The sequence below is a fragment of the Microcystis aeruginosa NIES-843 genome (genome assembly GCF_000010625.1).
Lineage (GTDB): Bacteria > Cyanobacteriota > Cyanobacteriia > Cyanobacteriales > Microcystaceae > Microcystis > Microcystis aeruginosa.
Window position 1 is genome coordinate 5676656 of the sequence record NC_010296.1, and the last position, 24542, is coordinate 5701197.

Sequence of the window (24542 nt, forward strand, 5' to 3'; positions counted from 1 at the left end):
AGATTGAGGATATCTTAGGGATTCCTTCCGGTGTTTTGAGTTAGTTGACCGGTTATGGGTCATTTCGATCGAGGCGAAAGATTTCTTTTGATTTCGATCAAGATGACCCCTCTAACGATCGAATTTTCGACAATTATAGGATTTTTTTCGATATACGGAATGACAACTCGATAAAATAAAAATATGAAATTCGAGTGGGATCGACAAAAGAACCGAGCGAATATCATCAAGCACGATCTAGACTTCGCGGACGCGCAGCGGATATTTGAACATCCCATTCGAGTTTCCCTTGACGAACGAGAAAATTATGGCGAAGATCGATTGATAGGAATCGGTACGCTCGATGGCCGAGTGGTAGTTGTCGTTTTTACAGAACCGAGTAGAGATACAATTCGTATTATTTCACTTCGTAAAGCTTTACCCTATGAACGAAAACGATATGAACAATACCTCCGAGACGAATTGGGAGAAAGTTGACGCTCTTACGGAAGAGGAAATCGACACATCCGATATTCCGCCCTTAACCGAGGAGTTTTTTAGTAAATCGCGGTGGTGGAAACCTGTAGAGAAAGTAAATGTTCTTGTTCAAGTAGATCCCGAAACCCTAGCTTGGTTTCAATCACAGGGCGAGGATTGTGAACAAAAAATGTCCGCCGCTTTACGGATTTATGCGGAGGCTCACAAAGTATAGTCAAGTTTAGTTCGGGTACAAGCCACACAATAAAAAAGTTCGCTATCATTTTGAGCGGGATGAAAAGCCACACAATCTCATTTACCAATAAATCGCCTTAAATGAAATGATAAAAGTGAGTACGAAAAATTATGATTATAGATGTACCGACTGGAGATGATTTTAAATCCGCTGGCATTGATTTTTTAAATCTGGCTTGGGATACGCTGATAAGTTTATCTACAAAACTTAAGGATGCGGAATATTTTTATAATGTGTATTATAGCGATGAGAATGAAGAAGTAATCGATCAATTGTCATCTGAGCAATATTGGAAACAAGCACAACGTCCATTGAGTACAGCCCTTTCCCTTATTCAACAAGGAACCGAATTTCTCTTAAAAGGTCATATTGCTACAGTTAGCCCGTATTTACTAATTTCAGGAGATCCGAGTAATTATCCCAGTAAATCTCATGAGCGCAATATCCGTTTTAGTGAATTTAAAACAATTGATGCACAGGATTTAGTCAAAGTTTATAATACCGTATCGACTGGTCGATTACCAGATAACTTTCGACAAAGATTTGAAGATTTGAGAAGCAAGCGAAATATAATTATGCACACTGTAGATCCTGAATTATATATAAAAACTAAAGATCTGTTTGTTGAAATTCTAGAAATTTGTCATTATTTGATAGAGCCAAACTCGTGGATAAAAATTCGAGGACAATTCATTCAAAATGAACCTGAATCTGTTCTATATAGCTCTGAAACCAGAGAATTATATAATTGGCTGGCTTTGGAAATAAACCTTGTAATTGATTTATTAACACCTTCAGAAAATAATAAATATTTTAATTTTAATAAAAAAACAAGACGTTATTTCTGTCCTAGTTGTTATAGTGGTTTTAGGGAAGATTACGAAGACGAACAGATTCCAAGATTAGCTCAACTAATACCTAATGAACCAACTAGCAACACTATTTATTGCCTTGTATGTAATGAATCTTATGAAGTATTGCGGGAAGATTGCACAGCTGAAGATTGTCTGGGTAATGTCATAGATCCTGATGATGGTACATGTCTTACCTGTGGTTCGGACAATTTTCGAGATTAATTGTTGAAATTGTAATAAATATCTTGTATGTATTAATTTCTTTATTTTTTTAATCGGACAAGAAATTTATGAAAAGTTTTTTGCTCAAGCTGCCATACAAATAATCTTGCAAAAGTATCAAATTTTATTGTTAATTGTTGACACTAATCAGGAGGAATCGTTCAATGGATAAACTAAATTATTATCAAAGCATAATCAAGAAAATTCTCACAGAATATGCAGAAATTTCCTCACAAGTACCCGATCAAGACATAGAAGAAATATTGATGTTTGACCATAATAGAAGCCAATATCTTTGGTTTAATATTGGCTGGAAAAATGGCAAACGAATTAAAGCGATTTCCGTTTATCTTCGTCTAAAAAATGACAAAATTTATATTGAATAAGATTGGACAGAAGCAGGTATCGCCACGGAATTAATGCGCGTAGGAATTCCCAGCAGTGAGATAGTTTTAGCTTTTCAACCTCCCGAAGTGCGTCAGTTTACCGAATTTGCGATCGCCTAAAAATTATTCTTTACTTTCTCGTCAGATGAGGAGTATCTAAAATCGAATATTTAAATATACTTGTTTCCAAGTCATTTCTGTCACTTCATCTTTGGCTCGCCGGTTCAAGGGTTAGATATTTTCCGAGCAAAAGTGCTACAATGTAATCTTAGGGGTCAAAACAATCAAGGAGAAGAGCATGGTCAGCAAAATTGATCGCCAAGCATTTTTACAATCCTTAATAGTGCCACCGGGTAAAGAAATTTCTCTGCACAAAGACTACGATCCCGGGTTTAAGCCAGACTACATTACCAAAGAAGATGCCACGCTGCTGCTGCAACAGGGGATCGAAAAAATGGCCGAGTTTCAAGATAAACTTTATGCTCAGGATACCTATGCCCTGTTAATTAATCTGCAAGCGATGGATGCGGCAGGTAAAGATGGTACGATCAGGCACGTTATGTCGGGTTTAAATCCCCAAGGCTGTCAGGTATTTAGCTTTAAAGTTCCCTCGGCCGAAGAACTAGACCACGATTATCTCTGGCGATATTATAAAGCCTTACCGGAGCGGGGTCGTATCGGTATTTTTAATCGTTCTTACTACGAAGAATTATTAGTCGTGCGCGTCCATCAAAATTTATTGGAACGGCAAAAACTCCCCCCAGAAGACAGAACCAAGAAAGTTTGGCAGCGACGTTTTGAGGAGATTAATAATTTTGAAAAATATCTGGTTAACAATGGGGTTATTGTCCTGAAATTCTTTCTCAATGTTTCTAAAGGAGAACAGAAAAAACGCTTTTTAGAAAGAATTGATCGCCCCGAAAAAAACTGGAAGTTTTCTGAAAATGATGTCAAAGAAAGAGCTTTTTGGGGTGATTACATGAAAGCCTACGAGGAGGTATTCAATCATACCAGTACCGAATGGGCCCCCTGGTATATTATCCCGGCTGATCGCAAATGGTTTACCCGTTTAGCTGTGGGGGCGGTTATTTATCACACCCTCGAATCCCTTGGTTTAAAATATCCCACCGTCACCGAAGAACATCACCAAGCTTTACTGAAAGCCAAAGAAATCCTCGAAAACGAGCCAGATTAAAAATGGAAGAAAATCCCCAAAAAGCGATAATTGCCGGAAAATCGATCGTATAATCAATGTCGATTTGAGAGAATTACCCCTATGAATTATCGCATTGATCGCCGCACCTATGCAGAAACCTACGGCCCCACCGTCGGAGATAAAGTTCGCCTCGCAGACACGGAATTATTTATCGAAGTCGAAAAAGATTTCACCACCTACGGCGATGAGGTAAAATTCGGCGGCGGTAAAGTAATTCGCGATGGGATGGGCCAATCCCCCATTTCTAGGGAAGATGGGGCGGTAGATTTAGTGATTACTAATGCCTTAATTCTCGACTGGTGGGGCATCGTTAAAGCCGATGTGGGCATTAAAGACGGCAAAATTTATAAAATCGGTAAGGCGGGCAATCCCCACATTCAAGATAATGTCGATATTATTATCGGTCCTGCTACCGAGGCATTAGCTGGGGAAGGGATGATTTTGACAGCAGGGGGGATTGATGCCCATATTCATTTTATCTGTCCCCAACAAATTGAGACAGCGATTGCGTCGGGGATTACCACAATGATTGGTGGCGGGACCGGACCTGCAACGGGAACTAATGCCACCACCTGCACCCCGGGAGAATGGCACATCTATCGAATGCTAGAGGCGGCCGAAGCTTTCCCGATGAATTTGGGTTTTTTGGGTAAAGGCAATAGCAGTCAGCCGGAAGGACTAGCGGAACAGGTAAAAGCGGGGGTAATTGGCTTAAAACTCCATGAAGATTGGGGAACCACTCCGGCAGCCATTGATACCTGTTTAAGCGTGGCCGATAAGTACGATGTGCAGGTGGCGATTCATACCGATACTCTCAATGAGGCCGGTTTTGTTGAGGCCACTATCGCCGCTTTTAAAAATCGCGTCATTCACACCTACCACACGGAAGGAGCCGGTGGTGGTCATGCTCCCGATATTATCAGGGTTTGCGGGGAAATGAACGTTTTACCCTCCTCTACCAATCCCACGCGTCCCTATACGACGAATACCTTAGAGGAACACCTCGATATGTTGATGGTTTGTCATCATTTAGACCGGAGTATTCCCGAAGATGTGGCTTTTGCTGAATCCCGCATCCGCCGCGAAACTATTGCCGCCGAGGATATTCTCCACGATTTAGGGGCTTTTAGTATAATTTCCTCCGATTCTCAAGCGATGGGACGGGTGGGGGAAGTAATTATCCGCACTTGGCAAACTGCCCACAAAATGCGGGTACAACGGGGCAGACTGACCGGGGAAACGGGAGAGAATGATAATCTGCGAGCAAGACGATATATTGCTAAATATACGATTAATCCTGCTATTACCCATGGTGTCTCCGATTATGTCGGTTCCATCGAGGTGGGCAAATTAGCCGATTTGGTTCTCTGGAAACCGGCATTTTTTGGCGTAAAACCGGAAATTGTCCTGAAAGGCGGTTTAATCGCCTGGGCGCAAATGGGCGATGCTAATGCCAGTATTCCCACACCCCAACCGGTTTATATGCGTCCCATGTTTGCCTCTTTTGGTGGTGCGATCGCCAAAACTTCCTTGACATTTGTTTCTAAATATGCTATGAAAGCGGGCATTCCTGAGAAGTTAAAGCTGAAAAAAACCGCCGTGGCCGTGTCGAATACGCGCAATATCAGTAAGGCTAGTATGAAGCTTAATGACGCTTTACCGCGCATGGAAGTTAATCCCGAAACCTACGAGGTGCGTGCTGACGGGGAATTATTAATCTGTGAACCCGCTACGGTTTTACCCATGGCCCAACGCTATTTCCTATTTTGAATTCGATTTCAGATTCAGAAAACGGGTTTTTTCAAAAAACCCGTTTTCTTTTTGAATCACAGTTAAGGATTAGTAGGAAGGTTTGGTAAAAATAACTTAACTAATCCTGCCATTAGTGCAGCAACAATAGCAACAAAGATGGTTCGATTAGTAAATTCCAAGTTATCTAGTCGTTTATTCACGCCTGTTAATTCTCCTTTAATATTTGCTATGTCAACTCTTAAGTTATTCACTTCTTCAGATAGCTTGTCTATTTTGCTATTAAGTTGTTCAGATAATCTGTCTATTTTGCCATTAAGTTGTTCAGATGACTTGTCTATTTTGTCATTAACTTCTTTGAATTGTCCTACAATAAAGTCTTTTAATTCTTTGAGGTCGTTTTCTGTAAATGTTGCCATTGTGTGACTCTCCTAGTAATTGTTTGTGATACCAATAATCTTACCACTAAGTTTAACTCCTAACCCTTAATCAGTCAAATTGCATCGAAGTTGCATCACCAGAGAGAATAAAACTGGCCCAATAAAAAGGATGTTTTTGCTTCTCACCCTTGAGCATTCCTAGTTGAATTTGTCGTAAAGCTTCACTGCGTCCTTCTCCTTTTTGTAAGCGTCCATAATAGGCGACCATTAAATCTTTAGTTGCGTCATCAGATACTTTCCAAAGGCTAATTAATTGGCTTTCACTTCCCGCAATAACTAAAGCGCGGCGCAATCCATAAATCCCTTCACCTACGCTTCTAGTTTGGTGATTTTTTGATGATAATTAATGCTTTATACTGTATATTAATTAAGTAGCTGGTTATAATTAAATTAAAAATGGATTTTAGGTTTGATCCCCCCTGCCCCCTTGATAAGGGGGATGCCGATAGGCGGGGGGATCCCCCCTTAATCCCCCCTTAATAAGGGGGGCATCTGACAACTTTTAACGCCGACCTACTTATCAAATTTAGCCAAGATTTTCAATCCTTCTTCTGGGTTGCCATTAGCTGCCATTTCCTTAAATCTAGTATAGGCATTAAATTCGGCTAAAGTGTTGGTGGAAAGATATTCAATCAGTTTATTGATACTGATTCCTTTTAGTTCATTCATAGAAAACTCCTGATTCTGGCGGTAATTTCCTGAAGAACTTCTAAGAGCGTTGGAGCAGCGGACGAGATTACATTTTCTTCACTGCTGTCATGTTTGTGATGGGGATAGGTTGGGAGGTTCAGCTTTTTATGATGTGGAGTATTATCATAACGGAAAATTAAGGTATTCATGGTATTCATATACTGATAAGCGTACATATTACGATTAATAAAACTGAATTATCAATGAATTTAATTTCGGCTCGAATAAATCCTTCGTAACTATCGCGTTTTTCACAATCTAGCGTAAAAAATTTTATTACTGAACAGGTTGCGAGAATTGTTTAAATCTGTTGAAAATAATCTTCAATTAACAAATTCAATTCCTCTGAGTCTTTCTGCTTTTTCCTGTAGGCATTGTAGCATTCGCAATTCGCCAATCCATTCGTCAAGTTCCAGGGTTTCCTGAAATTCGTCGTTTTCGTAGCGATGCAGAAATTCTGCTGTGGACAGTTGATATTTGTCCTCAAATTCTCGCAGTCGTTGTTCGGTACGCTGGATACCCGCTTCAGTGGAACGTAGGGCTTCAGCGATTGCGCCTTCGATTAGAGGTTTGAGGGAGCCGGAGTGTTGACATCCTCGCCGCCCTAAAAGTGCGGCGATTCCTAAACCTCACGATTTAAGTTTCTGCTTCCACCACCGTCGCATACCACAGTTAAAAAACCATGTACTGTCTTACACAGAGTCCACAGACTTTCGCCCCATTTCAGAAGCCCGATTCCGTGTGTCCCACGGTACGTTGACCGCCTATAGCTTCTTGTACTTGTTGCGCGCGACTTTTTACCCGGCCAAGCTTTTCTGGTCGGAACCCCCTAAGCCGAGTTTTCAAGGTGCTGCGCCGTCCACTTGGTTTTCGAGACTGGCCTTTTAATTCTAACGTAAAGCCAACCTAGAACGGCGGGGTTTCAGACCCAAAATTTCCGATGAGAGATGAGTTTGAGTTCCTTCATAATAGGAAGTCTTGTAGCTACTTTTGCATTATAGACAATTGCTAAGATATCCAGAGGGCGCAGGTTGCTTGTGCCGCTACACTAGACCTCTCCAATAATTGTCAAACTAAGGGCTGAAGTCCTTTTGATCTATGGTCAATTTTTGGGTTCATTTTTTCTCTTTTCTCCTTCTCTCTCAGATTATACTTTTGACTTTTGACTACTGAGTAGACTGAATCATAGGCGGAATGTCGGTTTTAGCGTCGTTGGCGAGTTGGTTGGCGCGGGCGACGGGATCAAAACGGAGGCTAGGATTCCACTTTTGGGCGATTTTAAAGCCTTCAATTGCTTCGTTGATTTTGCCTTCCCTAGCCAAGGCTTCGCTTTGTTTCATCAAAATACTCGCACCAGGCTGGGTGAGGTCAGCAGTTTGGCAGGTCGATAATTTAGCCAGCATTTGAGGATTGACAATCAAATAGTTTTTTAACCAATTACAGCCCACATTCCGCACCCTCAACTGTCACATAAGCTGTCCCCCTCCAGAGACTTGAGTAAAAATACCTAGCTGGTGAAGGTTTTCTCGGTGGCCGCTAGGGGGGTCTTGAGACCCCTAATTATGAAAAAATAGGAATTGTTGGAAAACTGAGGCGAGTGGACTGTTCGACCATGAATCAATCAACAGAAATTGAAGTCAAAAATCTAGACCATCTGGGATTAGTAGCCGGAATTATCGATGAAATAGGAATCGTTGAAATTATCAACGAACAAGTCTCAATTGAGCGAGGAGAAATTGTCACAGCGGGGCAAGTCGTGAAAGCAATTATCCTGAATGGATTGGGATTTGTCTCCCGAGCCTTGTATTTATTTCCTCAATTTTTTGAAGATAAAGCAACCGAACATCTGCTGGGAGAGGGCATCGAACCAAAACACCTGAATGATGATAAAATTGGTCGAGTAATGGACAAACTTTATCAACTTAATGTTTCGGTCATTTTCCTACTGATTAGTTTAGCCGCCGTGAAAAAATTTGGTGTAGCAACCGAGAACTCCCATTTAGATTCGACTTCTCTATCAGTAGAAGGAGAATATAAAAAGGAATACCCAACAGTAGAAATCCTGAAATCAGGAGCAGTGGGAGAAGAAATTGAAACCGGACAACAGCCAATAAAAATTACCTACGGATACTCCCGCGACCGACGACCTGACTTAAAACAATTTATGATTGACTTAATCGTAAGTGGGGATGGAGATGTACCTTTATTCCTGAAAGTAGGGGACGGAAATGAAGCGGACAAAGCGGTTTTTGGTCAAATCGCCCGAGAATTTAAAAAACAAGTTGACTTTGACAGTTTAATAGTCGGCGATAGCGCCCTCTATAGCAAAGAGAATTTAAAACTAATGAAAGAAATGCGTTGGTTGTCTCGAGTACCATTAAGCATTAAAGAGGCTCAAGAGTTAGTCGATAGCATCTCAGAAAAAGAGTTAACCGATTCAGAAATACCGGGTTATTCCTGGCGGGAAACAAGCTCTAACTATGGGGGGATAGAACAAAGATGGTTGCTAGTTGAAAGTCAAGCTAGACAAGAATCAGACTTGAAAAAATTAGAGAAAAAAATCGAGCAGGAAAAGAATTCTGCCCAAGAAAAAATCCGGCAACTATCCCGAAGAGAATTTGAGAATAGAGCGGTGGCGTTGGCGATAGCCAAAGGATTATCTGACTCCTTAAAATCTCATCAGTTAACGGAGATTAAAGTCAATCTCATTCCGCCTGAGTCCCAGGGGTCAAAACTCAAATCAAAAGACGATTTACCCTCTCAAAGCTATCAAGTTCAAGCCAAATTAGAGTTGAATTTGACCGCCATTGAGAGGCTAAAGAAACGAGCAGGACGATTCGTTTTAGCAACTAACGATTTGGAGAAAAAACGATTAAGCAGTGAGGATATACTCAAAAAATATAAAGGGCAACAAGCTCCGGAAAGAGGATTTTCTTTTCTCAAAGACCCCTGCTTTTTTGCCCACAGTGTCTTTCTCAAATCTCCCCATAGAATCGAGGTCATGGCCATGCTCATGGGCTTGTGCCTGCTGGTTTATACTATTGGTCAAAGACAACTTCGTTTAAGTTTAAAACAGCAGGAGACGGGACTGAAAAATCCGTTGGGTAAGTTAACTGACCGACCAACATTACGCTGGATATTTCAGAACTTTCAAGGGATTCATCTCCTACGTATTCAAGACAATCAAAAGATTAGCAACTTAACGGATGAGAGGCGCAACATTTTGAGATTTTTCCCCAAACCTTGCCAAGAATATTATCTCTTATCTTGACCAGATGGATTGACTTCAAGGGGTGACAAAACAAAGCGAGCAACTGGAACATCTCCCCCTAGATGTTAAGTCTGATTGCCTAGTCATTCTCAACAAGCACTGTTTATTGAGAATGACTGGGGGAACTCTGAAATTTTCGGCTTAGTTGCCGGCAGCTTGCCGCCAACTCACTCCTCTAGATAAGTATTTTGACTCGCGCCCCTTCCTCTTTTGAGACGTTGTGACACTTAGGGTGCGGAATGTGGGTTGAAAGTTATTTGAGGCAACCTCACCCGATCGCTCTAACCGATTGACCGCAAGGATCGTTTCCTGTTCCTCCTGCGCCTGTTGCAACGCTATCTCTGCCTGTCGCGCCGCCCTTTCTGCCTTTTGCTGCTGGGCTGCAGCAAGTCGGAACTGCTGCTCTGCTGCCACCTTATCCCGTTCTGTGGCTGCCCTATCTCGGTTGACTTGAGCCAACTGCGCCGAGGCTACCAGTACCCGTTCCTGTGCTTGTAGGTATTGCTGCTGGGCCGATCGCGCTTGGTTTTGTGCCTGCTGGAACTTGCGATCGGCATCCTTTAGCTTTCCTCGCGCTACTGAGAGATTTTTCTGGGCTAATTTTTCCTTTCCCCTCGTCTGGCGCAAATTGCTATCTAAAATAATTTTGTCTTGCTGTAACTTCCTTTGGTCTGCTAATAATCTCAGTTTGTCGCCGTTCAGTTTTGTGATATTGGTTTGGGCAACCCTGAAATTATTCGTTGCCTTTATCGAAATAGGAACGGCAATAGCAGCAATGGCAATAGCTCCCAATGCCCCCAACAAACTAAGCTTATTGCGTCGATTAGCTTTTTTGATGATTCTGCCGGATTCCTCCCTTGTTTCTAATAATGCTTGGTTCGCTGTTTCTAATTCTGTTTCCGCCTGTTCCCTCGCCGCAGTCAAAATCTGATTCGCTTCCGTTTCCGCCGCCAATCGCCTTTCCATATCCCGTTTTTCGACATCCTGGCTATCATCTAAAAAGCGTTCATCTTCTTTACTCAAGCGCTTTCCTTTTGCCCAAGTCTCCGCCTCCCGCAACGCCTGTCCCCGCAACAAAAACGACTCTTTCTGCTCTTCTTGTGCCTCCTGCCAAGCCTTAAACGCCTCCCCATAAAACCCCGGACGCAAATCCGCCAAAGCGCGAGCCACCCACTGCCCATTAAACACCTGCGCGTAGATGGGGTTATAGACTTTCAACCTGCCCTCTCGCTTCACCACCAAACCCGTCAGCCGCAGTTGCAGTTGCTCGTAGCTCTCATCGGCAATGATCCCCCCTTCCTTTCTGGATGAGAGAGGGGGGGGTTCAGCATCCAAAACTTGCTGATAAATCCCTAGCAGTCGCCCCCGTAGCCGTTCGTCACTGCGTAAAATCCTGTCTCGAATCGTTTTCAAATGCGGCGGCACGTCCTGCGCCTCCCAATTATCGATAAGCTGGCTCGTCACCACCTGCGCCACCAAATCTGGGGGCGATAGGCGCAAATCTGCCTCCTGCACTACCAAATTCAAGACCCGCTGCGTCAAAAACGGCTGTCCCCCCGTCCAATACAACACCGCTTGCAGCACCGCCTGCGGATCGTCCACCTTGCCCACCAAACCCTGCATCAACGGTTGAGCTTCCTGGAGTTGAAAGCCACTCATCTCCACCGCCCGACCGATATTAAACGCCGAACTACGCTTACTGACAATCAGATCGGAAGGTGTTGCCACCCCTAAAAACGCAAAAGTCAGCCGCCGATAACGCAGATCTTCCGCCCGCCGCTCAAAGAAAGAGCGAATCAGAATGAAAAAACCATCGGTATCAAACTTGAGACTGAGCAGGTTATCAATTTCTTCGACAAAAATGACGACATCTTGCGAGAGTTCTGCCAGCAATACGCGATCGATAAAATAAGTAAAGCGTTCGACCGCCGAAATCGACTGAGCCGCCAGATCCTTCCACCAACTCGAAAAATCGATTTTCTCTTGTAAATGCAAATCATCGATCAAGCGTTTTATGGTTCCGGCATACCACTGATCCTCGCTCAAACTGGTTCCCCGGGTTTGCGGGTCAATGACCGCACAAGCCACCCCCTCTGCCGCTAACTTCTGCATCACCCGCACCCGCAAACTAGACTTGCCCATCTGCCGCGAGTTAAAGACAAAACAATATTCTCCTGATTTCAGGCGATCGTACAATTCGCGATCGGCCTGTCGCTCTACATACCCACGATATTCGGCAGGTAAGCTCCCGCCTACTTGATAGCTAAAAGGAGTCGAGGAAGTTGGGTTTGTCATCGAAAAATTGGGTCTGAAACCCCGCCCTTTAGCGATAGCGGAGGGCGGCTTTACATAAGTCAGTGAGAAACAATTAAACCGTTAGAACGACGAATTAACTGAATCTTGCTAACGGCTATCTGTCCCAATCGTTGACCATTGGCATCGCTTACAGATAACTGTTTTTCGGTATCTCCACTAACATAACCAATTCCTTTAGGAGAAGAAACTAAATCTCCTTTACGGAACCCATGTCTTCTGGTAAAGTTAAAGTCCCTTCCCGCAACACAATCAAGATGTCTTGTCTAACAACGCTTTACCAATAAAGCTTAGAGGGAATCCGAACTAGGGAAGTATTCGGAGGTCTGGGCCAGATTGTGTCTCGATGCGGTAGTCTCTACTTGCGTCGCCTAAATTGGTCTAGGCAAGCCCCGTCCCTTTTAGGGTGGGGTTAGTGACCTGATAAGCTTAGACGCACTTACATTGCACTTTAATATCCTGGAACGCCTTGTAGATAGGGATACGAGTAGGAAACTTAAATGCGTCTAAGCTTACCAAGTTGCTAAAAATATGTCCCAGAAAACGGATTTCTTTAAGAAACCCGTTTTCTAAGAGGTTAGGCGATCGCGTAGCCCGTGTAACCGCGTACATCCGCCGGATGAAAAGCGAGGACAATATCCTGCCGGGGAACACCCGCCGCCACTAGCTCATGGGTTACTCCGTCTTCGGTTTCATCTCGTTGTACCCAGATTTTCTCGTTGATAATATCCAAATGAATTAAACAGCCATGCACGCGAGTTTTGCGATCCCATCCGAGCGTCATCAAAAGATAGCTATCTCGAACTTCATCAAAAATCGGCTTACAAATCAATTCGCCGTGAGAATAAGGGATTTCAGTATAAGGAATCAAAACCGATTTAATAATATGACGATACTGATCTAATTTTTCCATTGCGAAATGACCTCCTTTTCAGCATCAAAAACAATAAACTTGAGATTTTCATCTTCGATTAAAATTTGTCCGATTGGCTCTTCAAAAAATGAATTATAAATCACATCTCTAATCGCCAAATATAGTTTATAATCAGGATAAGAACGACGCAAAACAGCCCGATAGATCGCAAACTGTCCAATCGCATCACGACAGGCTTGTAATTCTGATTCCCCCAGAAAGCTTTTAACTTCTACAGCAATTTTTTGCTCCAATCGCTCTGCTAATATTAGCTTTTTAGCCCCCAAATCGACGTACATATCTTTTCGCCCCCAACGGAGATGAAACGGATCGTGCGTGATCGTCCACCCATCTTTAATCAGGGCTTGCTTCGCAGCATTATAGTCATTTCAATTAAGATTGAGAATATCAATGCCAGAGTTCATAAGGGTTTAACTGGTCTAGAGTGTATCAGACTTATCTGAAATGACTATATGATACAGATCGAGAGCGGGCATAATGGACTAAGTTAGCATAAACGACTAGATAAATAGACAATAGACTGTAAAGTGTTTTTATTTAATTTCCTCCCAAGCGATCGCAAAAATCCTGACGATAAAGATCGCAGCGAGGTTTCACATTATTATCAACCCGCACCACTAATCCCATACTGTCCAGTTTAAACGACTCCTCAGACCGCAAACGTACCGGCGCTTCAGAAGTAATAACCAATTTCATGGCTGCCCCCAGTTCAGGATAATCTTCCAAAGTCTTCAAATGTCCCCGCAGATAATCGCTGTAAATTCCCGCTTCTGTGGGAGCCGTCCGCAAAAATTCCGCCAAAGAAAGATCCCCCGCTGCAATGTGATAGAGTGCCGAGCGCACCATGTAGGGATGCCCTCCAATTAACCCCATAAATTGTTCGAGTTCCCCCTCTGTCCAAGTTAATCCGTGCCGTGCTACCAACTCCTGTACCTGTTCAGGCGTAAACTCTCCCAATTCGATGGGCAACCCCACATTAAAAGGCGATTGATTGATATCCCGTTGGGCATAGGACTCTTGAGAATGGACGATGATCAGCCGCAATTTCTGCCACAGTTTTTTAATCTTGGAACTTTCATGCCAGCCGCGCAATAATCCGCATAAATCCGTCTCGATATCTGCGTATTTAAAGATGCGATCAAAGTTATCGATCGCCAACACCAACGGGCGATCGTCCCCCTCTAATAAATACTTCTCAAAATAATCCGTACTGTTATCGTTCGCTCCAAAAATATCATCCCAATACTCTTCAATCTTGACCCTTACTCCTAGTGGTTTACCCACCGACGCACAAAACCACTGCATGAACTTGTCGAGATCGTCAAAGAACTTTTGATTGGTCTGTTCCAGATCGATCGTTACCGCACGATAGCCTAGTTGAGATGCTTGGGCAAGTACCTTCGCCATCAGGGACGATTTGCCCATATTGTGGGGCGATTTAATCCGAATCAGGGAGCCAGGCTTTTGAATTTCCTCATAGCACCGTTCTTCGTAAGGGGAAGTAATATAAAAGCGAGAGTCAATGCTAACTTGTCCTTCTGGAGATTCCAAGCTAATTTCCTGTTGTATCTTGTCTGGAGTAACTGTTGGCTTGAGGGGTTCCGATTGCGTTGGCATCTCAGTGGCTTTTGCGGATTGTTGAGGCTCTGGCAAGACAGTAGGCTGTTTATCAGTTAACACTGTCGCCATTTCCATTGCCGCGTGGCGAATCCCCTTAGCAATATTTAAAAACGCCTCACCCCGATTACTCCAAGTCGTCACAGGCTTGGCATTTTTTGGCAAAGCTTGCAACTTACCAAAAGGCGCACCACTCCAATCCACCGGCTTCAAAATAATCGGAATCACCCGCGCCTCCCCCGCATCATGCCGTGCAATCGCCCGTTCCATTTCAAGATCATAACAGTAGTCAGAAGCGATAAAGTTTTCACTAATCAACAACAGAATAATCTCGGCTGAATTGAGATTTTCATCAATGGCTTGTTTCCACTCTGTTCCAGCACTAATTTTGCGATCGTGCCATGATTTAATCACTCCCTGTCTTTGTAATGACGCGAGGTGAAGTCCCAAAGTTTCCCGCAGTTTCTCATCCCGGTGAGAGTAAGAAATAAATACATCGAGCGGTGTGGATGATATGTCTGGATTAGGTAAAATCATGGCTCTCAGTTTTACGATTTCAGAAAACGGTTTTTTTCAAACTATTGATTTCAGAAAACGGGTTTTTTCAAAAAACCCGTTTTCTCGTCTAACTTGTTATACTATACTACTACAACTTAAAACCTCACCATTCCCTAATCTTCCCTGTGGGGTTGGAGACAAGCTTTGCACCCTCACTGAAGGAGTAATTTCCCACTTCCGCTCGCAACTATAGAATTAGCTATAATAAAATTACCACAGGTATCATCTTCATATTTCTGGAAACTATATGACCTTAAAACAATTAGACCGAATTACTTTTAACTCCAAAATTATGGCAGGTCAAGCCTGTATTCGAGGAATGCGTATTCCTGTTTCTTTAATTCTTAATCTACTTGCTAACGAAAAGCCGATAGAGGAAATATTAGAGGAATACCCTGACCTAGAAAGAGAAGATATTCACCAATGTTTATTATATGCTTCTTGGTTAGCCAGAGAACAAGTTCATTATTTTGAATTAATCGAGCAATGGAGATAGAGTTTCTAGCCGATATGGGGATTTATCTGCGTACAGTCTCATGGTTAAGAGAACAAGGTTATGATGTCGTTCATCTTCGATATGAAGGCTTACAAACTTTATCTGATCAGTAAATTCTTGCCAAAGCAAAAAGAGAAAAGCGGATAATTTTAACTGTCGATCTAGATTTTTCTCAACTTCTCGCTATTAGTGGTGATAATTTACCAAGTGTCATCCTATTCCGTTTAGGCAATGAAAACTACAATCTAATTAATCAGCGTTTAACTATAGTTTTACGAGATTGTACAAAAGCATTAAAGACGGGAGCAATTGTGTCAGTAACAGATCGTATTTTTCGGATTAGACTTTTATCAATTTAAGATTTTTGCTTTATAGCGTTCATGGAGTCTTCCCGTTAATTCCATCTTAAATATTGTGTTCCAAAAGCGAACACCTTTATTAGAACTCTTGCAAATTAATTATATGTTATAATGATGGGTTAACTAATTTTCCCCAAAAAAATTAGTTAATCAGTACATTCGTCCTGAATGAAAACTTGAAGTTTAACTTTTAACTCAAAACTCTTTAGAGCTGCTTTAATTTGGTTATCAAAACCTCTTTATTTAAGCGGCACAAACTATCTCAATTTTTATAATTGAGAATAAATTCTCCTTGACTTGATTAATCTTTAGGCAACTTTTAAGAAGCTGCTATACCTATCCCTAACTCACAGTTATAAATAGCCGCCAACAAGTTAACTCTTAAACTATATCTTCGACGACGATTCCGATATTTACAGGATAAGATTTTAAAGATTTTGAGTTTCCTATTTATATGTTCAATGATAATCCTTTCTTTGGCTAAAGCCTTGTTATACTCTTTTTCTAACTCTGTTAATTTTCTATTTTTCGATTTCTTTTTCGGTGTATAACTATTACTATGGTATGCAGCTATTCCCTGATAACCACTGTCTTCTATGCTGGTAGTTAAAGGATGAAAACGAACTCGACTTTTTTTAAATAAACTAAAATCATGACCTCTACCTTTCCCACAAAAGACACAGATAATTTCCTCGGTATTTTGATCAGCTACTAATTGGGATTTTAAAGTATGATAACCTCTTTTACCCCCCAAAAAATCTTTCTGTTTCTTTTTGGGGCGTTCAATGGGAGTTTCCGTTACATCCATTACCGTTACGACCGGTATCTCTGCTTGATTTAGTAGAGCTTTTTTTCCTTTTAAACGGAAGTTTCCCGATTGTAAAAGCATTTTTTCCGTCTTATTTACAATCCGACATATAGTTGATTCTGATAGTTCCCAGCTTGTACCAATGTGAAAATATGTTCTATATTCTCGCCAATATTCTAACGTTACTAAAACTTGTTCTTCTATAGATAGTTTAGGTTTCGGTCCCCTTTTAGATGGTGAATTAGAGTCGGCTTCAACACTTTTTACTGATTCTACCATCTTTCTATAGGTTTGTTTATACACACCGAAACGGCGTTTGAATTGTTCATCTGATAAGTTTTGATAATCCATAATTTTGCTAATAAACATAGCAAAATTATAGATGATTTCCTGACCTAAGATCACATTTTATTCTTTTTTCCACTTCAATCTAAGAATTGAGAAAAAAGCAAAACCTTATATTATACCATAAAAAAATTATGCAAGAGGTCTATTATTGAGTACAAATTATAACATTGGCAAATAATCTCCCTGTCCTCTGTGTCTCTGTGGTTAATTACACTTCGTTTCTGAATAGTCACCAATAATTATAGGTTCTTTGTTGGGAATTTTGACAATAATTTCGACAGTTCCACCTAATGCGTTAACTACTTCGCGCAGTGTATTTAGCTCTAGATTTTGCTCTTGTTTAAGTTTAGGTACTATTGATTGCTGTACTTCAAGATGCTCTGCCAATTCTGATAAAGATAAACCTAGTTTTTCCTGCAAATACTTAAGCGTAAGTTCCTCCAGATAAATTTGGGAAGCTCTTGCTTTAATAATTGCTTGTCGTTCTCCACAAAGTTTATTAAATTCTTCCGAGAAGTTGGTATATTCTTTCATGACTTTTCTTCCTTAAGTTTTTCCAGATATTTTTGATAACGTTGATCTGCTATAGGAATATTTTCTTTGTACCATCTTTTGTTACCTGACTTGTTCCCCCCAACAAGTAAAATTGCTTGTCGATGAGGATCAAAGGCAAATAAAACACGCCAAGGTTCACCTTTATACTGAATACGAAGCTCTTTCATATTCTTAAAAGAAGATCCTTCAATGGTATCAACTCGTGGTCTCCCCAGTGCTGGTCTAAGTTTCATCAATACAGTTAAAACAGCAAATATTTCATTTTGAAGTCCCTGTTCTTGTTGATAAAACCAGAACCTAAAATCTGGATCAAATATAATATTCTATTCCATAACTATAATATAGTCTGTACATAAAATAATGTCAAGCTTTCAGTTAAACATTCGGCTCTCTTGCCATCATCATTATAAATTATAACATCGGTGAATAATCTCTGTGTTCTTTGTGTCTCTGTGGTTAATTACCCTCGATAATCTCCGTACCTCGCTCCAACTCGAAAATGCTATGATAAAAACAAACTATCACTTCTGATCAAGTATGGACACACAAAACCCTCACTCAACTGTAGAATCAGACGATTTAATCAAAGAACTTGAGGAAACTTTAATCATAACTAACTTAAACAATCATTCAACCTCTAACACATCCGAAGAGCCTGAGTTATCAATGGAAGAACTCGATGCTAAATGGGATGCACTAGAAAATGATCCAGAATTTCGCAAAAAACCTTTTTGGCAAAGAATTGTTGAGATTGGTAAAGTTGTTCCCCAATCAGAATGGCGAAAACACTTACCTACAGACTTTGCGCGTAATTTTGAACACTATATGTACGGCGCACCGAGAGAAGATGAGGAAGAATGAAACAAATTTTCGCAAAACATTTACCTGACCAGATAATTTAGGTTATCATTAACTTATTCTCTTTAATCTAAAAGGAAACTTTAATCATGACTAACTTAAACAATCATTCAACCTCTAACACATCCGAAGAGCCTGAGTTATCAATGGAAGAACTCGATGCTAAATGGGATGCACTAGAAAATGACCCAGAATTTTTAGCAAAACCTATCTGGCAACAAATTATAGAAATTGGTAACGTTGTTCCCCAATCAGAATGGCGAAAACACTTTCCCAGAGACTTTGCGCGTAATTTTGAACACTATATGTACGGCGCACCGAGAGAAGATGAGGAAGAATGAGAACAATTTTCTTAGATACATCCTATTTACAGGCTCTTGCTGATTTTGGCGATAATCTTAATCCATTAGCTACAGCTATGACAGGACGACTCCGTAACTTTAGAGGTGTTACCAGTGAAATGGTTCTGACAGAATTACTCAATGCTTTATGCAGTAGAGGGGAATATTTACGCAAATCAGCTATTCGTCTAACTCATAGATTACGCAATGACAGCAAAACCATAATCATTCCCCAAACCAGTGAACAATTTCACCAGGCTTTTGATTTTTACCAAAGACGATTAGATAAAGGATACAGTTTAACTGATTGTGCTTCCATGCAGATTATGAGACAACTGGAAATCTCTGAAATATTAACCTTTGATAAGCATTTTCAGCAAGAAGGATTTAGCGCATTACTCAGAGAATAGTCACTAAACTTTACTTCACTTCAATTTTTTCCTCGCTTCATATAACCATTGTTCTTCCTCTGTATTAATTATCCTCCCTTCGGCTAAATTAAGACATTTACGCCAATTTTCCTGAGATAATTTCTTATCTTCTTTTTCTAAAAGTTGAGCATAAATACAAAAAGCAGCACCGGGATTGCGGATAAATTTCTGATAAGCTGGATTTTCAGCGATACCAATAGCAACTAAAAGATTAGGAACTGCATCTTCACTGCGATTTTGCTTAAATCTGGCCCAGCCTAGATTTTTATAAATACTATATTTTTGTACTGCTAAATTGCGTTTCTCATCTTCAGTAAATTGGTCTAGTTTTTCATCTTTTTCTGCTAATAATCTCTTAGCTTTTTCCAGTAACTCTACCGCTTCTGCATTCTTATTATCTCGCAGATACCAATAAGCGAGATTATTATAAGCATCTATAAAACCACCTTTTGCCGCAATTAAATAGTGTTTCTTCCCATTAGTCAAATCCTGTAACTCTTCGTAAAGTGTTGCCAACTTATAATGAGCATCTAGATTATCTGGATCTAACTCAATTGCTTTTAAATACTTCTCTTCGGCTGAAGCTAAATTAGGAAATTCTTGACTTGCTGGCGGAGGAGATTGTAAACGGCTTCCTGCTTGCTTATAAAACTCAGAAAACCAAGAGAAATTTAGATAAATTCCCAAGAGAAAAGCAAACCCGCATTTCTCACAAAAAGTACGATCACCAACCCCCGAAGCCTTACAAAATCTGGGTTTTGACTGGGTGATCGCCTTGTAGCAAAAACGACAGTGTGTTGTTAGGATTCAACTTAAGCTCATCATCAATTAGACCTTGAAAAAAGAACAAATTTAAAATGCGTATTTTTAGGTTAATTAGTTGATAAAGTCTCAATTTTAAGTAGAGAATGAAGTCAAAAGCTTGCTATAATTTAATCATTAAAACTATTTAAAGTATGTCAAGTTTATGACTCCTAGTTCAGACCAGTCTCGACTCAATCAATTAAATTTTGGAAACCTCAATGGAAGACAAGTAATCGCTAATTTTGAGGGAGGAAAAATCACCTCAGATGCAGGAATTATTTTGATGGCAGAGTTAGACCAAAAGCTAAAAATAACGGCTCGGTTTGCCGAATGTTTTCGAGATTATCGAAATTCATCCTATCTAGATTATTCAGTTCATGAACTACTCGCACAAAGAGTTTATGGGATAGTTTTGGGATATGAGGATGTCAATGATCATGATAAATTACGTCATGCTCCAGCTTTAGCAATAGCATTGAAAAAACTAAATTTTATTGACTCAGCCCAAGCAAATTTAGCGGGAAAAAGTACAATTAATCGACTAGAATATTGTCCGGAAACAGTCATCAATCAAGAGAACAGTCGTTACCATAAAATCGAGCCTAACCCCAAAGAAATTGAAAAAGCTTTTGTGGACATCTTTCTAGAATCCTACAAAAAGCCACCGAAACCAATTATTTTAGACATGGATGTCACCGATGACCAAGTGCATGGAAATCAAGAGGGAGCGTTTTTCAATACTTATTATAAAGGAGTGTGTTATGCTCCTTTGTATATTTTCTGTGAGCATCATTTATTAGTAGCTAAACTCCGGTCTTCTCATGTAGATACTGCTGGGGGAGCATTAGAAGAATTGCAGCGAATAATCGGTATAATTCGAGAAAAATGGTCAGATACGCAGATATTAGTACGAGGAGATAGTGCCTATTCCCGTGAAGATATCATGAAATTTTGCGAAAGTCAAGCAGGAGTTGATTATGTTTTAGCAATGGCAACGAATAGTCAATTAAAATTACGAGCGACCGATGTAATTGAGAAAGCTAAGGCAGATTACGAGCAAAGACTTCAGCCAGTTACTGAATTAATGGAGACGTTATTTTCTCCCGATGAAGAGTTAGGAGAATTGGCGAAATTGGTACCAGAATCGACTTGGTATCGTTCCCTATGTTATCAAACCCAAAAATCCTGGAGCCGTTCAAGAAGAGTGGTGACAAAAGTTTGTCCTGGTAGTGAGGGCGTAAAAATTCGCCACGTTGTGACTTCTTTACCTGCATCAAAGATTCCCCCATCTAAACTTTACACTGAAAAATATTGCCCCAGAGGTGAGAGGTCAAATCGAATTAAAGAGCAACAATTAGACTTATTTGCTGACCGGAATTCGACACAGACATTTGAGAGTAATCAATTAAGACTTTGGTTGTCATCAATGGCTTATGTTTTAATGCAAGCTTTTCGTCAAAATTGTTTGGCTAAAACTTCTTTTGCCAAAGCGACAGTGGGAACAATTCGCCTTAATTTCCTTAAATTAGGAGCTAGAATTACTGTTAGTGTCAGAAGAATTTTAATCGCAATTGCCAGTTCTTGTCCCTATCAAGATATTTTAGCGATAGCTTACTCTAGAATTCAAGCGATAGCGGGAACTGGATAAGTTGAAGAGTTTTCAAAGATCATTAAATAGTCTTAAAAATGGCTGCTTATAAATTCAGCTAACTTTGTCGTGAACATTTTCCCTAATTGACGGAATTTTTCCAGTAATTCAGGAATTTTTTGATTAGTTTAGTCAGATTATTCCTTGATAACTAAGCGGGTTTCTCTTATTTTTGAAAAACACCAACTTTTAACCTCCAAATTAGGTTCTTAATTCAGTTTGTGAGAAATGCGGGCAAAGACTATTACTGTTACAGAAAACTGTATTTCTTCATACCAATGTTCAGCAATCCCAAGAAATTTCATTAACTTAACAAAACCCTTCTGGCGCGTCCGTGTGAGAGCATTTTCAGTTTGTAACAAAGAAATGAAAGTCGAAAAAATAACACCTCCTATTTCTAGCAAACCTGAACCACCACTAAGAAACCGAGTAGCAATCGTTCCGATTAATGTAAAATTAACCCCTAATAAAACCAGTTTAACGATTCTCCATAGCCAATCAAAGCGATTGCAAGGATGCAAAGATTCCCTACTTTCTAAATGCCACCACCAAGCCTGAGCAGAAATAGGTAAAGTCTCCCGATATTCAGCTAAATCAAGAACTTGAGTAATTTTGTAACTCTTCTGTTTTAATCTATTATCTTGTTCGATTAATTTTGACCACATATCAACCGAAATTTCCGCCTCAGCTTCCATTTGTTTATGAAGAGCATCTCTGGCGGCAATAATTTCTAAAGCCTCTGCTTTTTTCAGAGATTTATTATGAGAAGTATCTAAATAATTTAGAGCATTCTGGTAAGTAGTCATGCAAAATTAATTACCCAAATAAAAAATTAAGAAGTATAATACATAAAAAAACGAAGCAGCAGGAAAATACAATGAGATTGATTAGAGACCTAAACCCCGAGAGCCAGAAAATGCTAGAGAGAATTTATCGAGCTAGTAAACATCATCAAGTAAGAGAGCGAGCGAAATGTATACTCTTAAGTTTTCAGGGAACCACGATAGAAGAATTGAGCGGAATATTTGGAGTTACGAGAAAGACCATCTATAATTGGTTGACGGCCTGGGAAGATAGAAAACTAATTGGTTTTTATAATCGTCGAGGAAGAGGGAGAAAACCTAAATTGACAGAAGCCCAAGGTCAACAAGTTATTGACTGGGTAAAAGAAGAACCGAAAAGCTTAAAAAAAATCCAGATAAAAATTGTAGAAGAAGGGAAATTAACCGTAAGCAAAGACACGATAAAAAGACTCATAAAAAAAATCAACATGAGGTGGAAAAGGGTGAGAAGAGGGGTCGCCAAAACCCCTGATGAGTGGGAGCTTGAGGTCAAACTACCTATTTTAGAAGAACTAAAAAAACAGGAAAAAAGAGGAGAGATTGAGATAGGATATTTGGATGAAATGGGAGGGGATTCAAAGCCTTGTATTCCTGACGCTTGGCAAGAAGAAAAAACCACGATAAAGTTACCACCAATTGAAGGTAAAAGACTAAATATTTTAGGAATAATGAAACGAGATAATCAATTATTTTATGAGACACAGGTCGGAACGGTTACTAGCGAGATAGTTATTAATTTTCTGGATAAATATTGCCAAAATATACAGAAAAAAACTGTCATAATAATTGACCAAGCTTCCATTGATACCAGCGAGGCATTTATGGAGAAACTTGAGGAATGGGAAAAGAAAAACTTGAAAATATTTTGGTTGCCCACTTATTCACCTCATTTAAATTTAATTGAAATATTATGGAGATTTTTAAAATATGAATGGATTGAATTTAGCGCCTATAAAGACCGAAAGAGCCTCCTCGCTTACGTTAAAAAAGTGCTGGACAATTTTGGAGGCGAGTATGTAATTAATTTTGCCTAGGTACTTAACGCTCTAAAGCAACTTGAAAGGGTGTCGGCACAGGTGCAGGAGAATTCATATTATACAATCCTAAAAGTTTAGTTTCTTTCACTGTTTGAGGGTAAAAAATACTCCAGCAAAACTGGCTGCTGATACTAAATCCTGTTTAAAAAGTATAGGAAAGTGGGAAGATGGGGCAAATAACCAAAGAAATTAGGAACCATAGGTCCCTAATTCCTGTAGTATATGCCATTGTATGTAACGGGCTTGGAGAGACTCGAACTCCCGACCTTGTGGTCCGTAGCCACACGCTCTAATCCACTAAGCTACAAGCCCTTGTTTTTCTCAACAGTAAACTACTATAGCACAGGTTCATTCAATGACGCAAGAGGGTAAAGAAAAATTATCTCATCTCGACAGCCAAGGCGAGGCCCAGATGGTGGATGTATCGGAGAAAATGCTCACTAAACGCACTGCTATCGCCCTAGGACAAGTGAGAATGCTAAAAACGACTTTTGAAGCCATAGAACAGGGAAATGCGCCTAAAGGTGACGTTTTAGGGACGGCCAGACTAGCGGGAATTATGGCGGCCAAACAAACTTCCTCCTTAATTCCCCTTTGCCATCCCTTACCCCTGCAAAAAATCAATGTTCAGATTATCCCGAAAGCAGAGTTACCCGGCTACGAAATTCGGGCAGAAGTGGTGACAAAATCGGAAACTGGGGTAGAAATGGAGGCTTTAACTGCGGTATCTGTGGCAGCCTTGACTTTATACGATATGGCTAAAGCGTTAGAAAAATCAATCCTGATTGAAAATATCCGTCTGCTGAGTAAAACAGGAGGAAAATCAGATTATCACAAGGATTACCTGTTGCGATGAAAACCCTAAGTAGGGTTTGCGGCAAAAAGTTTTTCCTGGTGGCAGGGTGTGGGGTGTGGGGTGTGGGGTGTGGGGTGTGGGGTGTGGGGTTTTACCAATTTTCAGGGAGTCAATTACCTAAGTTTCGGGGAAAAAGTACCTGAATTTTCCCCCCAATCACTCTAATCGCTGGCACTTTTTGATTTCAAAAAAGCCTA

The 24542-nt window shown here is 40.4% G+C and carries 26 protein-coding genes, 1 tRNA gene and 5 pseudogenes; 16 read left to right on the top strand and 16 right to left on the bottom strand.

The annotated features are described in order from the left end of the window. Window positions 1–183 precede the first annotated feature (183 nt). The 7 genes and pseudogenes from MAE_RS26750 (at window position 184) to ureC (ending at window position 5160) form a co-directional block, all read left to right on the top strand. Entirely contained in the window at window positions 184–477 is a 294-nt protein-coding gene (locus tag MAE_RS26750) for a BrnT family toxin (protein WP_002735016.1), read from the top strand. After that, window positions 425–691: a BrnA antitoxin family protein gene (locus MAE_RS26755; protein WP_002746336.1), complete on the top strand. Its 267-nt coding sequence runs from the start codon at window positions 425–427 to the stop codon at window positions 689–691. Before MAE_RS26750 ends, MAE_RS26755 begins: the two co-directional genes overlap by 53 nt. Before the next feature lie 131 nt (window positions 692–822). Further along, on the top strand, window positions 823–1788 hold the full coding sequence (locus MAE_RS26760) for a hypothetical protein (protein WP_002797261.1): 966 nt from the start codon (window positions 823–825) through the stop codon (window positions 1786–1788). Window positions 1789–1852: 64 nt separating this feature from the next. Beyond that, the gene (locus MAE_RS35515; protein ID WP_223210676.1) at window positions 1853–1960 is read left to right on the top strand and encodes a hypothetical protein; all 108 of its coding nucleotides are present in this window, start codon (window positions 1853–1855) and stop codon (window positions 1958–1960) included. Then, window positions 1953–2294, top strand: a pseudogene (locus tag MAE_RS26765) (XisI protein). The gene MAE_RS35515 and the pseudogene MAE_RS26765 overlap by 8 nt, the downstream one beginning before the upstream one ends. 178 nt (window positions 2295–2472) lie before the next feature. Beyond that, window positions 2473–3369 carry a polyphosphate kinase 2 family protein gene (locus tag MAE_RS26770; protein WP_002761380.1) on the top strand — a complete coding sequence of 299 codons (897 nt, stop codon included), beginning with the start codon at window positions 2473–2475 and terminating at the stop codon, window positions 3367–3369. Window positions 3370–3450: 81 nt separating this feature from the next. Continuing rightward, window positions 3451–5160 (top strand): urease subunit alpha, encoded by a 1710-nt coding sequence (gene ureC / locus MAE_RS26775; RefSeq protein WP_012268266.1) that lies wholly within the window; start codon window positions 3451–3453, stop codon window positions 5158–5160. A gap of 62 nt (window positions 5161–5222) precedes the next feature. On the opposite strand, the gene MAE_RS26780 is transcribed toward ureC, so the two are convergent. The 5 genes from MAE_RS26780 to MAE_RS26800 form a co-directional block, all read right to left on the bottom strand. Continuing rightward, window positions 5223–5558, bottom strand: coding sequence for an LPP leucine zipper domain-containing protein (locus MAE_RS26780; protein ID WP_002767007.1), 336 nt, complete (start codon window positions 5556–5558; stop codon window positions 5223–5225). Window positions 5559–5628: 70 nt separating this feature from the next. Further along, window positions 5629–5871, bottom strand: coding sequence for a CHAT domain-containing protein (locus MAE_RS31235; RefSeq protein ID WP_231859683.1), 243 nt, complete (start codon window positions 5869–5871; stop codon window positions 5629–5631). A 221-nt stretch (window positions 5872–6092) separates the two neighbouring features. Then, window positions 6093–6248: a hypothetical protein gene (locus MAE_RS26795; protein ID WP_002754850.1), complete on the bottom strand. Its 156-nt coding sequence runs from the start codon at window positions 6246–6248 to the stop codon at window positions 6093–6095. After that, on the bottom strand, window positions 6245–6445 hold the full coding sequence (locus MAE_RS35520; protein ID WP_012268268.1) for a toxin-antitoxin system TumE family protein: 201 nt from the start codon (window positions 6443–6445) through the stop codon (window positions 6245–6247). The genes MAE_RS26795 and MAE_RS35520 overlap by 4 nt, the downstream gene beginning before the upstream one ends. A gap of 990 nt (window positions 6446–7435) precedes the next feature. Then, complete coding sequence (locus MAE_RS26800) at window positions 7436–7690, bottom strand: hypothetical protein (protein WP_231859685.1); 255 nt, start codon at window positions 7688–7690, stop codon at window positions 7436–7438. Window positions 7691–7881: 191 nt separating this feature from the next. Here MAE_RS26800 and MAE_RS26805 point away from each other — a divergent pair, with 191 nt between their 5' ends. Continuing rightward, complete coding sequence (locus MAE_RS26805; RefSeq protein ID WP_012268271.1) at window positions 7882–9540, top strand: IS1634 family transposase; 1659 nt, start codon at window positions 7882–7884, stop codon at window positions 9538–9540. A 141-nt stretch (window positions 9541–9681) separates the two neighbouring features. Here the strand turns inward: MAE_RS26805 and MAE_RS27860 are convergent, their stop codons facing one another. From MAE_RS27860 to MAE_RS26825, 5 genes and pseudogenes are all read right to left on the bottom strand, one after another. Continuing rightward, window positions 9682–11835, bottom strand: coding sequence for an AAA-like domain-containing protein (locus tag MAE_RS27860; protein ID WP_012268272.1), 2154 nt, complete (start codon window positions 11833–11835; stop codon window positions 9682–9684). Between the two features lie 59 nt (window positions 11836–11894). Beyond that, window positions 11895–12077 (bottom strand): annotated as a pseudogene (locus MAE_RS36575) (hypothetical protein); the annotation flags it as partial. A 353-nt stretch (window positions 12078–12430) separates the two neighbouring features. After that, the gene (locus MAE_RS26815; RefSeq protein WP_012268273.1) at window positions 12431–12766 is read right to left on the bottom strand and encodes a XisI protein; all 336 of its coding nucleotides are present in this window, start codon (window positions 12764–12766) and stop codon (window positions 12431–12433) included. Next, on the bottom strand, window positions 12754–13128 hold the full coding sequence (locus tag MAE_RS26820) for an element excision factor XisH family protein (RefSeq protein ID WP_050766331.1): 375 nt from the start codon (window positions 13126–13128) through the stop codon (window positions 12754–12756). Before MAE_RS26820 ends, MAE_RS26815 begins: the two co-directional genes overlap by 13 nt. Window positions 13129–13324: 196 nt before the next feature. Beyond that, window positions 13325–14941 carry an AAA-like domain-containing protein gene (locus tag MAE_RS26825; RefSeq protein ID WP_012268275.1) on the bottom strand — a complete coding sequence of 539 codons (1617 nt, stop codon included), beginning with the start codon at window positions 14939–14941 and terminating at the stop codon, window positions 13325–13327. Window positions 14942–15209: 268 nt separating this feature from the next. Here MAE_RS26825 and MAE_RS26830 point away from each other — a divergent pair, with 268 nt between their 5' ends. Continuing rightward, window positions 15210–15458, top strand: a complete 249-nt coding sequence (locus tag MAE_RS26830) for a DUF433 domain-containing protein (RefSeq protein ID WP_002774376.1) — start codon at window positions 15210–15212, stop codon at window positions 15456–15458. Continuing rightward, window positions 15449–15817: pseudogene (locus tag MAE_RS31250) on the top strand (DUF5615 family PIN-like protein). The gene MAE_RS26830 and the pseudogene MAE_RS31250 overlap by 10 nt, the downstream one beginning before the upstream one ends. A gap of 319 nt (window positions 15818–16136) precedes the next feature. On the opposite strand, the gene MAE_RS26835 reads toward MAE_RS31250, so the two are convergent. The 3 genes from MAE_RS26835 to MAE_RS26845 form a co-directional block, all read right to left on the bottom strand. Then, complete coding sequence (locus tag MAE_RS26835; RefSeq protein WP_012268276.1) at window positions 16137–16994, bottom strand: IS5-like element ISMae4 family transposase; 858 nt, start codon at window positions 16992–16994, stop codon at window positions 16137–16139. A 183-nt stretch (window positions 16995–17177) separates the two neighbouring features. Beyond that, on the bottom strand, window positions 17178–17507 hold the full coding sequence (locus MAE_RS26840; protein WP_002797266.1) for a helix-turn-helix transcriptional regulator: 330 nt from the start codon (window positions 17505–17507) through the stop codon (window positions 17178–17180). Continuing rightward, entirely contained in the window at window positions 17504–17848 is a 345-nt protein-coding gene (locus MAE_RS26845) for a type II toxin-antitoxin system RelE/ParE family toxin (RefSeq protein WP_044034873.1), read from the bottom strand. Before MAE_RS26845 ends, MAE_RS26840 begins: the two co-directional genes overlap by 4 nt. A 289-nt stretch (window positions 17849–18137) precedes the next feature. Here MAE_RS26845 and MAE_RS26850 point away from each other — a divergent pair, with 289 nt between their 5' ends. The 3 genes from MAE_RS26850 to MAE_RS26860 all read left to right on the top strand — a co-directional run bounded on the left by MAE_RS26850 (window position 18138) and on the right by MAE_RS26860 (window position 19137). Next, window positions 18138–18389, top strand: a complete 252-nt coding sequence (locus MAE_RS26850; RefSeq protein WP_024970586.1) for a hypothetical protein — start codon at window positions 18138–18140, stop codon at window positions 18387–18389. 86 nt (window positions 18390–18475) lie between these two features. After that, window positions 18476–18727 carry a hypothetical protein gene (locus MAE_RS26855; RefSeq protein WP_002766984.1) on the top strand — a complete coding sequence of 84 codons (252 nt, stop codon included), beginning with the start codon at window positions 18476–18478 and terminating at the stop codon, window positions 18725–18727. Further along, window positions 18724–19137 (top strand): type II toxin-antitoxin system VapC family toxin, encoded by a 414-nt coding sequence (locus tag MAE_RS26860; RefSeq protein ID WP_012268278.1) that lies wholly within the window; start codon window positions 18724–18726, stop codon window positions 19135–19137. The genes MAE_RS26855 and MAE_RS26860 overlap by 4 nt, the downstream gene beginning before the upstream one ends. Before the next feature lie 15 nt (window positions 19138–19152). Here the strand turns inward: MAE_RS26860 and MAE_RS26865 are convergent. Continuing rightward, window positions 19153–19857: pseudogene (locus MAE_RS26865) on the bottom strand (tetratricopeptide repeat protein); the annotation flags it as partial. Between the two features lie 268 nt (window positions 19858–20125). On the opposite strand from MAE_RS26865, the gene MAE_RS26870 reads away from it, so the two are divergent. Then, window positions 20126–21610 carry an IS1380-like element ISMae9 family transposase gene (locus MAE_RS26870; RefSeq protein WP_012264152.1) on the top strand — a complete coding sequence of 495 codons (1485 nt, stop codon included), beginning with the start codon at window positions 20126–20128 and terminating at the stop codon, window positions 21608–21610. A 233-nt stretch (window positions 21611–21843) separates the two neighbouring features. On the opposite strand, the pseudogene MAE_RS26875 reads toward MAE_RS26870, so the two are convergent. Continuing rightward, window positions 21844–22416: pseudogene (locus MAE_RS26875) on the bottom strand (hypothetical protein); the annotation flags it as partial. Between the two features lie 71 nt (window positions 22417–22487). Here MAE_RS26875 and MAE_RS26880 point away from each other — a divergent pair. After that, on the top strand, window positions 22488–23486 hold the full coding sequence (locus tag MAE_RS26880; RefSeq protein WP_012268281.1) for an IS630-like element ISMae24 family transposase: 999 nt from the start codon (window positions 22488–22490) through the stop codon (window positions 23484–23486). Between the two features lie 241 nt (window positions 23487–23727). On the opposite strand, the gene MAE_RS26885 is transcribed toward MAE_RS26880, so the two are convergent. Continuing rightward, a tRNA-Arg gene (locus MAE_RS26885) sits at window positions 23728–23801 on the bottom strand. 43 nt (window positions 23802–23844) lie between these two features. On the opposite strand from MAE_RS26885, the gene moaC reads away from it, so the two are divergent. Beyond that, on the top strand, window positions 23845–24345 hold the full coding sequence (gene moaC, locus MAE_RS26890; protein ID WP_012268282.1) for a cyclic pyranopterin monophosphate synthase MoaC: 501 nt from the start codon (window positions 23845–23847) through the stop codon (window positions 24343–24345). Window positions 24346–24542: the final 197 nt, after the last annotated feature.

What these genes read in the sequence shown, in the direction of transcription:
- MAE_RS26750 (WP_002735016.1), top strand. Translation starts at nt 184, where the DNA reads ATGAAATTCGAGTGGGATCGACAAAAGAACCGAGCGAATATCATCAAG.
- MAE_RS26755 (WP_002746336.1), top strand. Translation starts at nt 425, where the DNA reads ATGAACGAAAACGATATGAACAATACCTCCGAGACGAATTGGGAGAAA.
- MAE_RS26760 (WP_002797261.1), top strand. Translation starts at nt 823, where the DNA reads ATGATTATAGATGTACCGACTGGAGATGATTTTAAATCCGCTGGCATT.
- MAE_RS26770 (WP_002761380.1), top strand. Translation starts at nt 2,473, where the DNA reads ATGGTCAGCAAAATTGATCGCCAAGCATTTTTACAATCCTTAATAGTG.
- ureC (WP_012268266.1), top strand. Translation starts at nt 3,451, where the DNA reads ATGAATTATCGCATTGATCGCCGCACCTATGCAGAAACCTACGGCCCC.
- MAE_RS26780 (WP_002767007.1), bottom strand. Translation starts at nt 5,558, where the DNA reads ATGGCAACATTTACAGAAAACGACCTCAAAGAATTAAAAGACTTTATT.
- MAE_RS26795 (WP_002754850.1), bottom strand. Translation starts at nt 6,248, where the DNA reads ATGAATGAACTAAAAGGAATCAGTATCAATAAACTGATTGAATATCTT.
- MAE_RS35520 (WP_012268268.1), bottom strand. Translation starts at nt 6,445, where the DNA reads ATGTACGCTTATCAGTATATGAATACCATGAATACCTTAATTTTCCGT.
- MAE_RS26805 (WP_012268271.1), top strand. Translation starts at nt 7,882, where the DNA reads ATGAATCAATCAACAGAAATTGAAGTCAAAAATCTAGACCATCTGGGA.
- MAE_RS27860 (WP_012268272.1), bottom strand. Translation starts at nt 11,835, where the DNA reads ATGACAAACCCAACTTCCTCGACTCCTTTTAGCTATCAAGTAGGCGGG.
- MAE_RS26815 (WP_012268273.1), bottom strand. Translation starts at nt 12,766, where the DNA reads ATGGAAAAATTAGATCAGTATCGTCATATTATTAAATCGGTTTTGATT.
- MAE_RS26825 (WP_012268275.1), bottom strand. Translation starts at nt 14,941, where the DNA reads ATGATTTTACCTAATCCAGACATATCATCCACACCGCTCGATGTATTT.
- MAE_RS26830 (WP_002774376.1), top strand. Translation starts at nt 15,210, where the DNA reads ATGACCTTAAAACAATTAGACCGAATTACTTTTAACTCCAAAATTATG.
- MAE_RS26835 (WP_012268276.1), bottom strand. Translation starts at nt 16,994, where the DNA reads ATGTTTATTAGCAAAATTATGGATTATCAAAACTTATCAGATGAACAA.
- MAE_RS26840 (WP_002797266.1), bottom strand. Translation starts at nt 17,507, where the DNA reads ATGAAAGAATATACCAACTTCTCGGAAGAATTTAATAAACTTTGTGGA.
- MAE_RS26855 (WP_002766984.1), top strand. Translation starts at nt 18,476, where the DNA reads ATGACTAACTTAAACAATCATTCAACCTCTAACACATCCGAAGAGCCT.
- MAE_RS26860 (WP_012268278.1), top strand. Translation starts at nt 18,724, where the DNA reads ATGAGAACAATTTTCTTAGATACATCCTATTTACAGGCTCTTGCTGAT.
- MAE_RS26870 (WP_012264152.1), top strand. Translation starts at nt 20,126, where the DNA reads ATGACTCCTAGTTCAGACCAGTCTCGACTCAATCAATTAAATTTTGGA.
- MAE_RS26880 (WP_012268281.1), top strand. Translation starts at nt 22,488, where the DNA reads ATGAGATTGATTAGAGACCTAAACCCCGAGAGCCAGAAAATGCTAGAG.
- moaC (WP_012268282.1), top strand. Translation starts at nt 23,845, where the DNA reads ATGACGCAAGAGGGTAAAGAAAAATTATCTCATCTCGACAGCCAAGGC.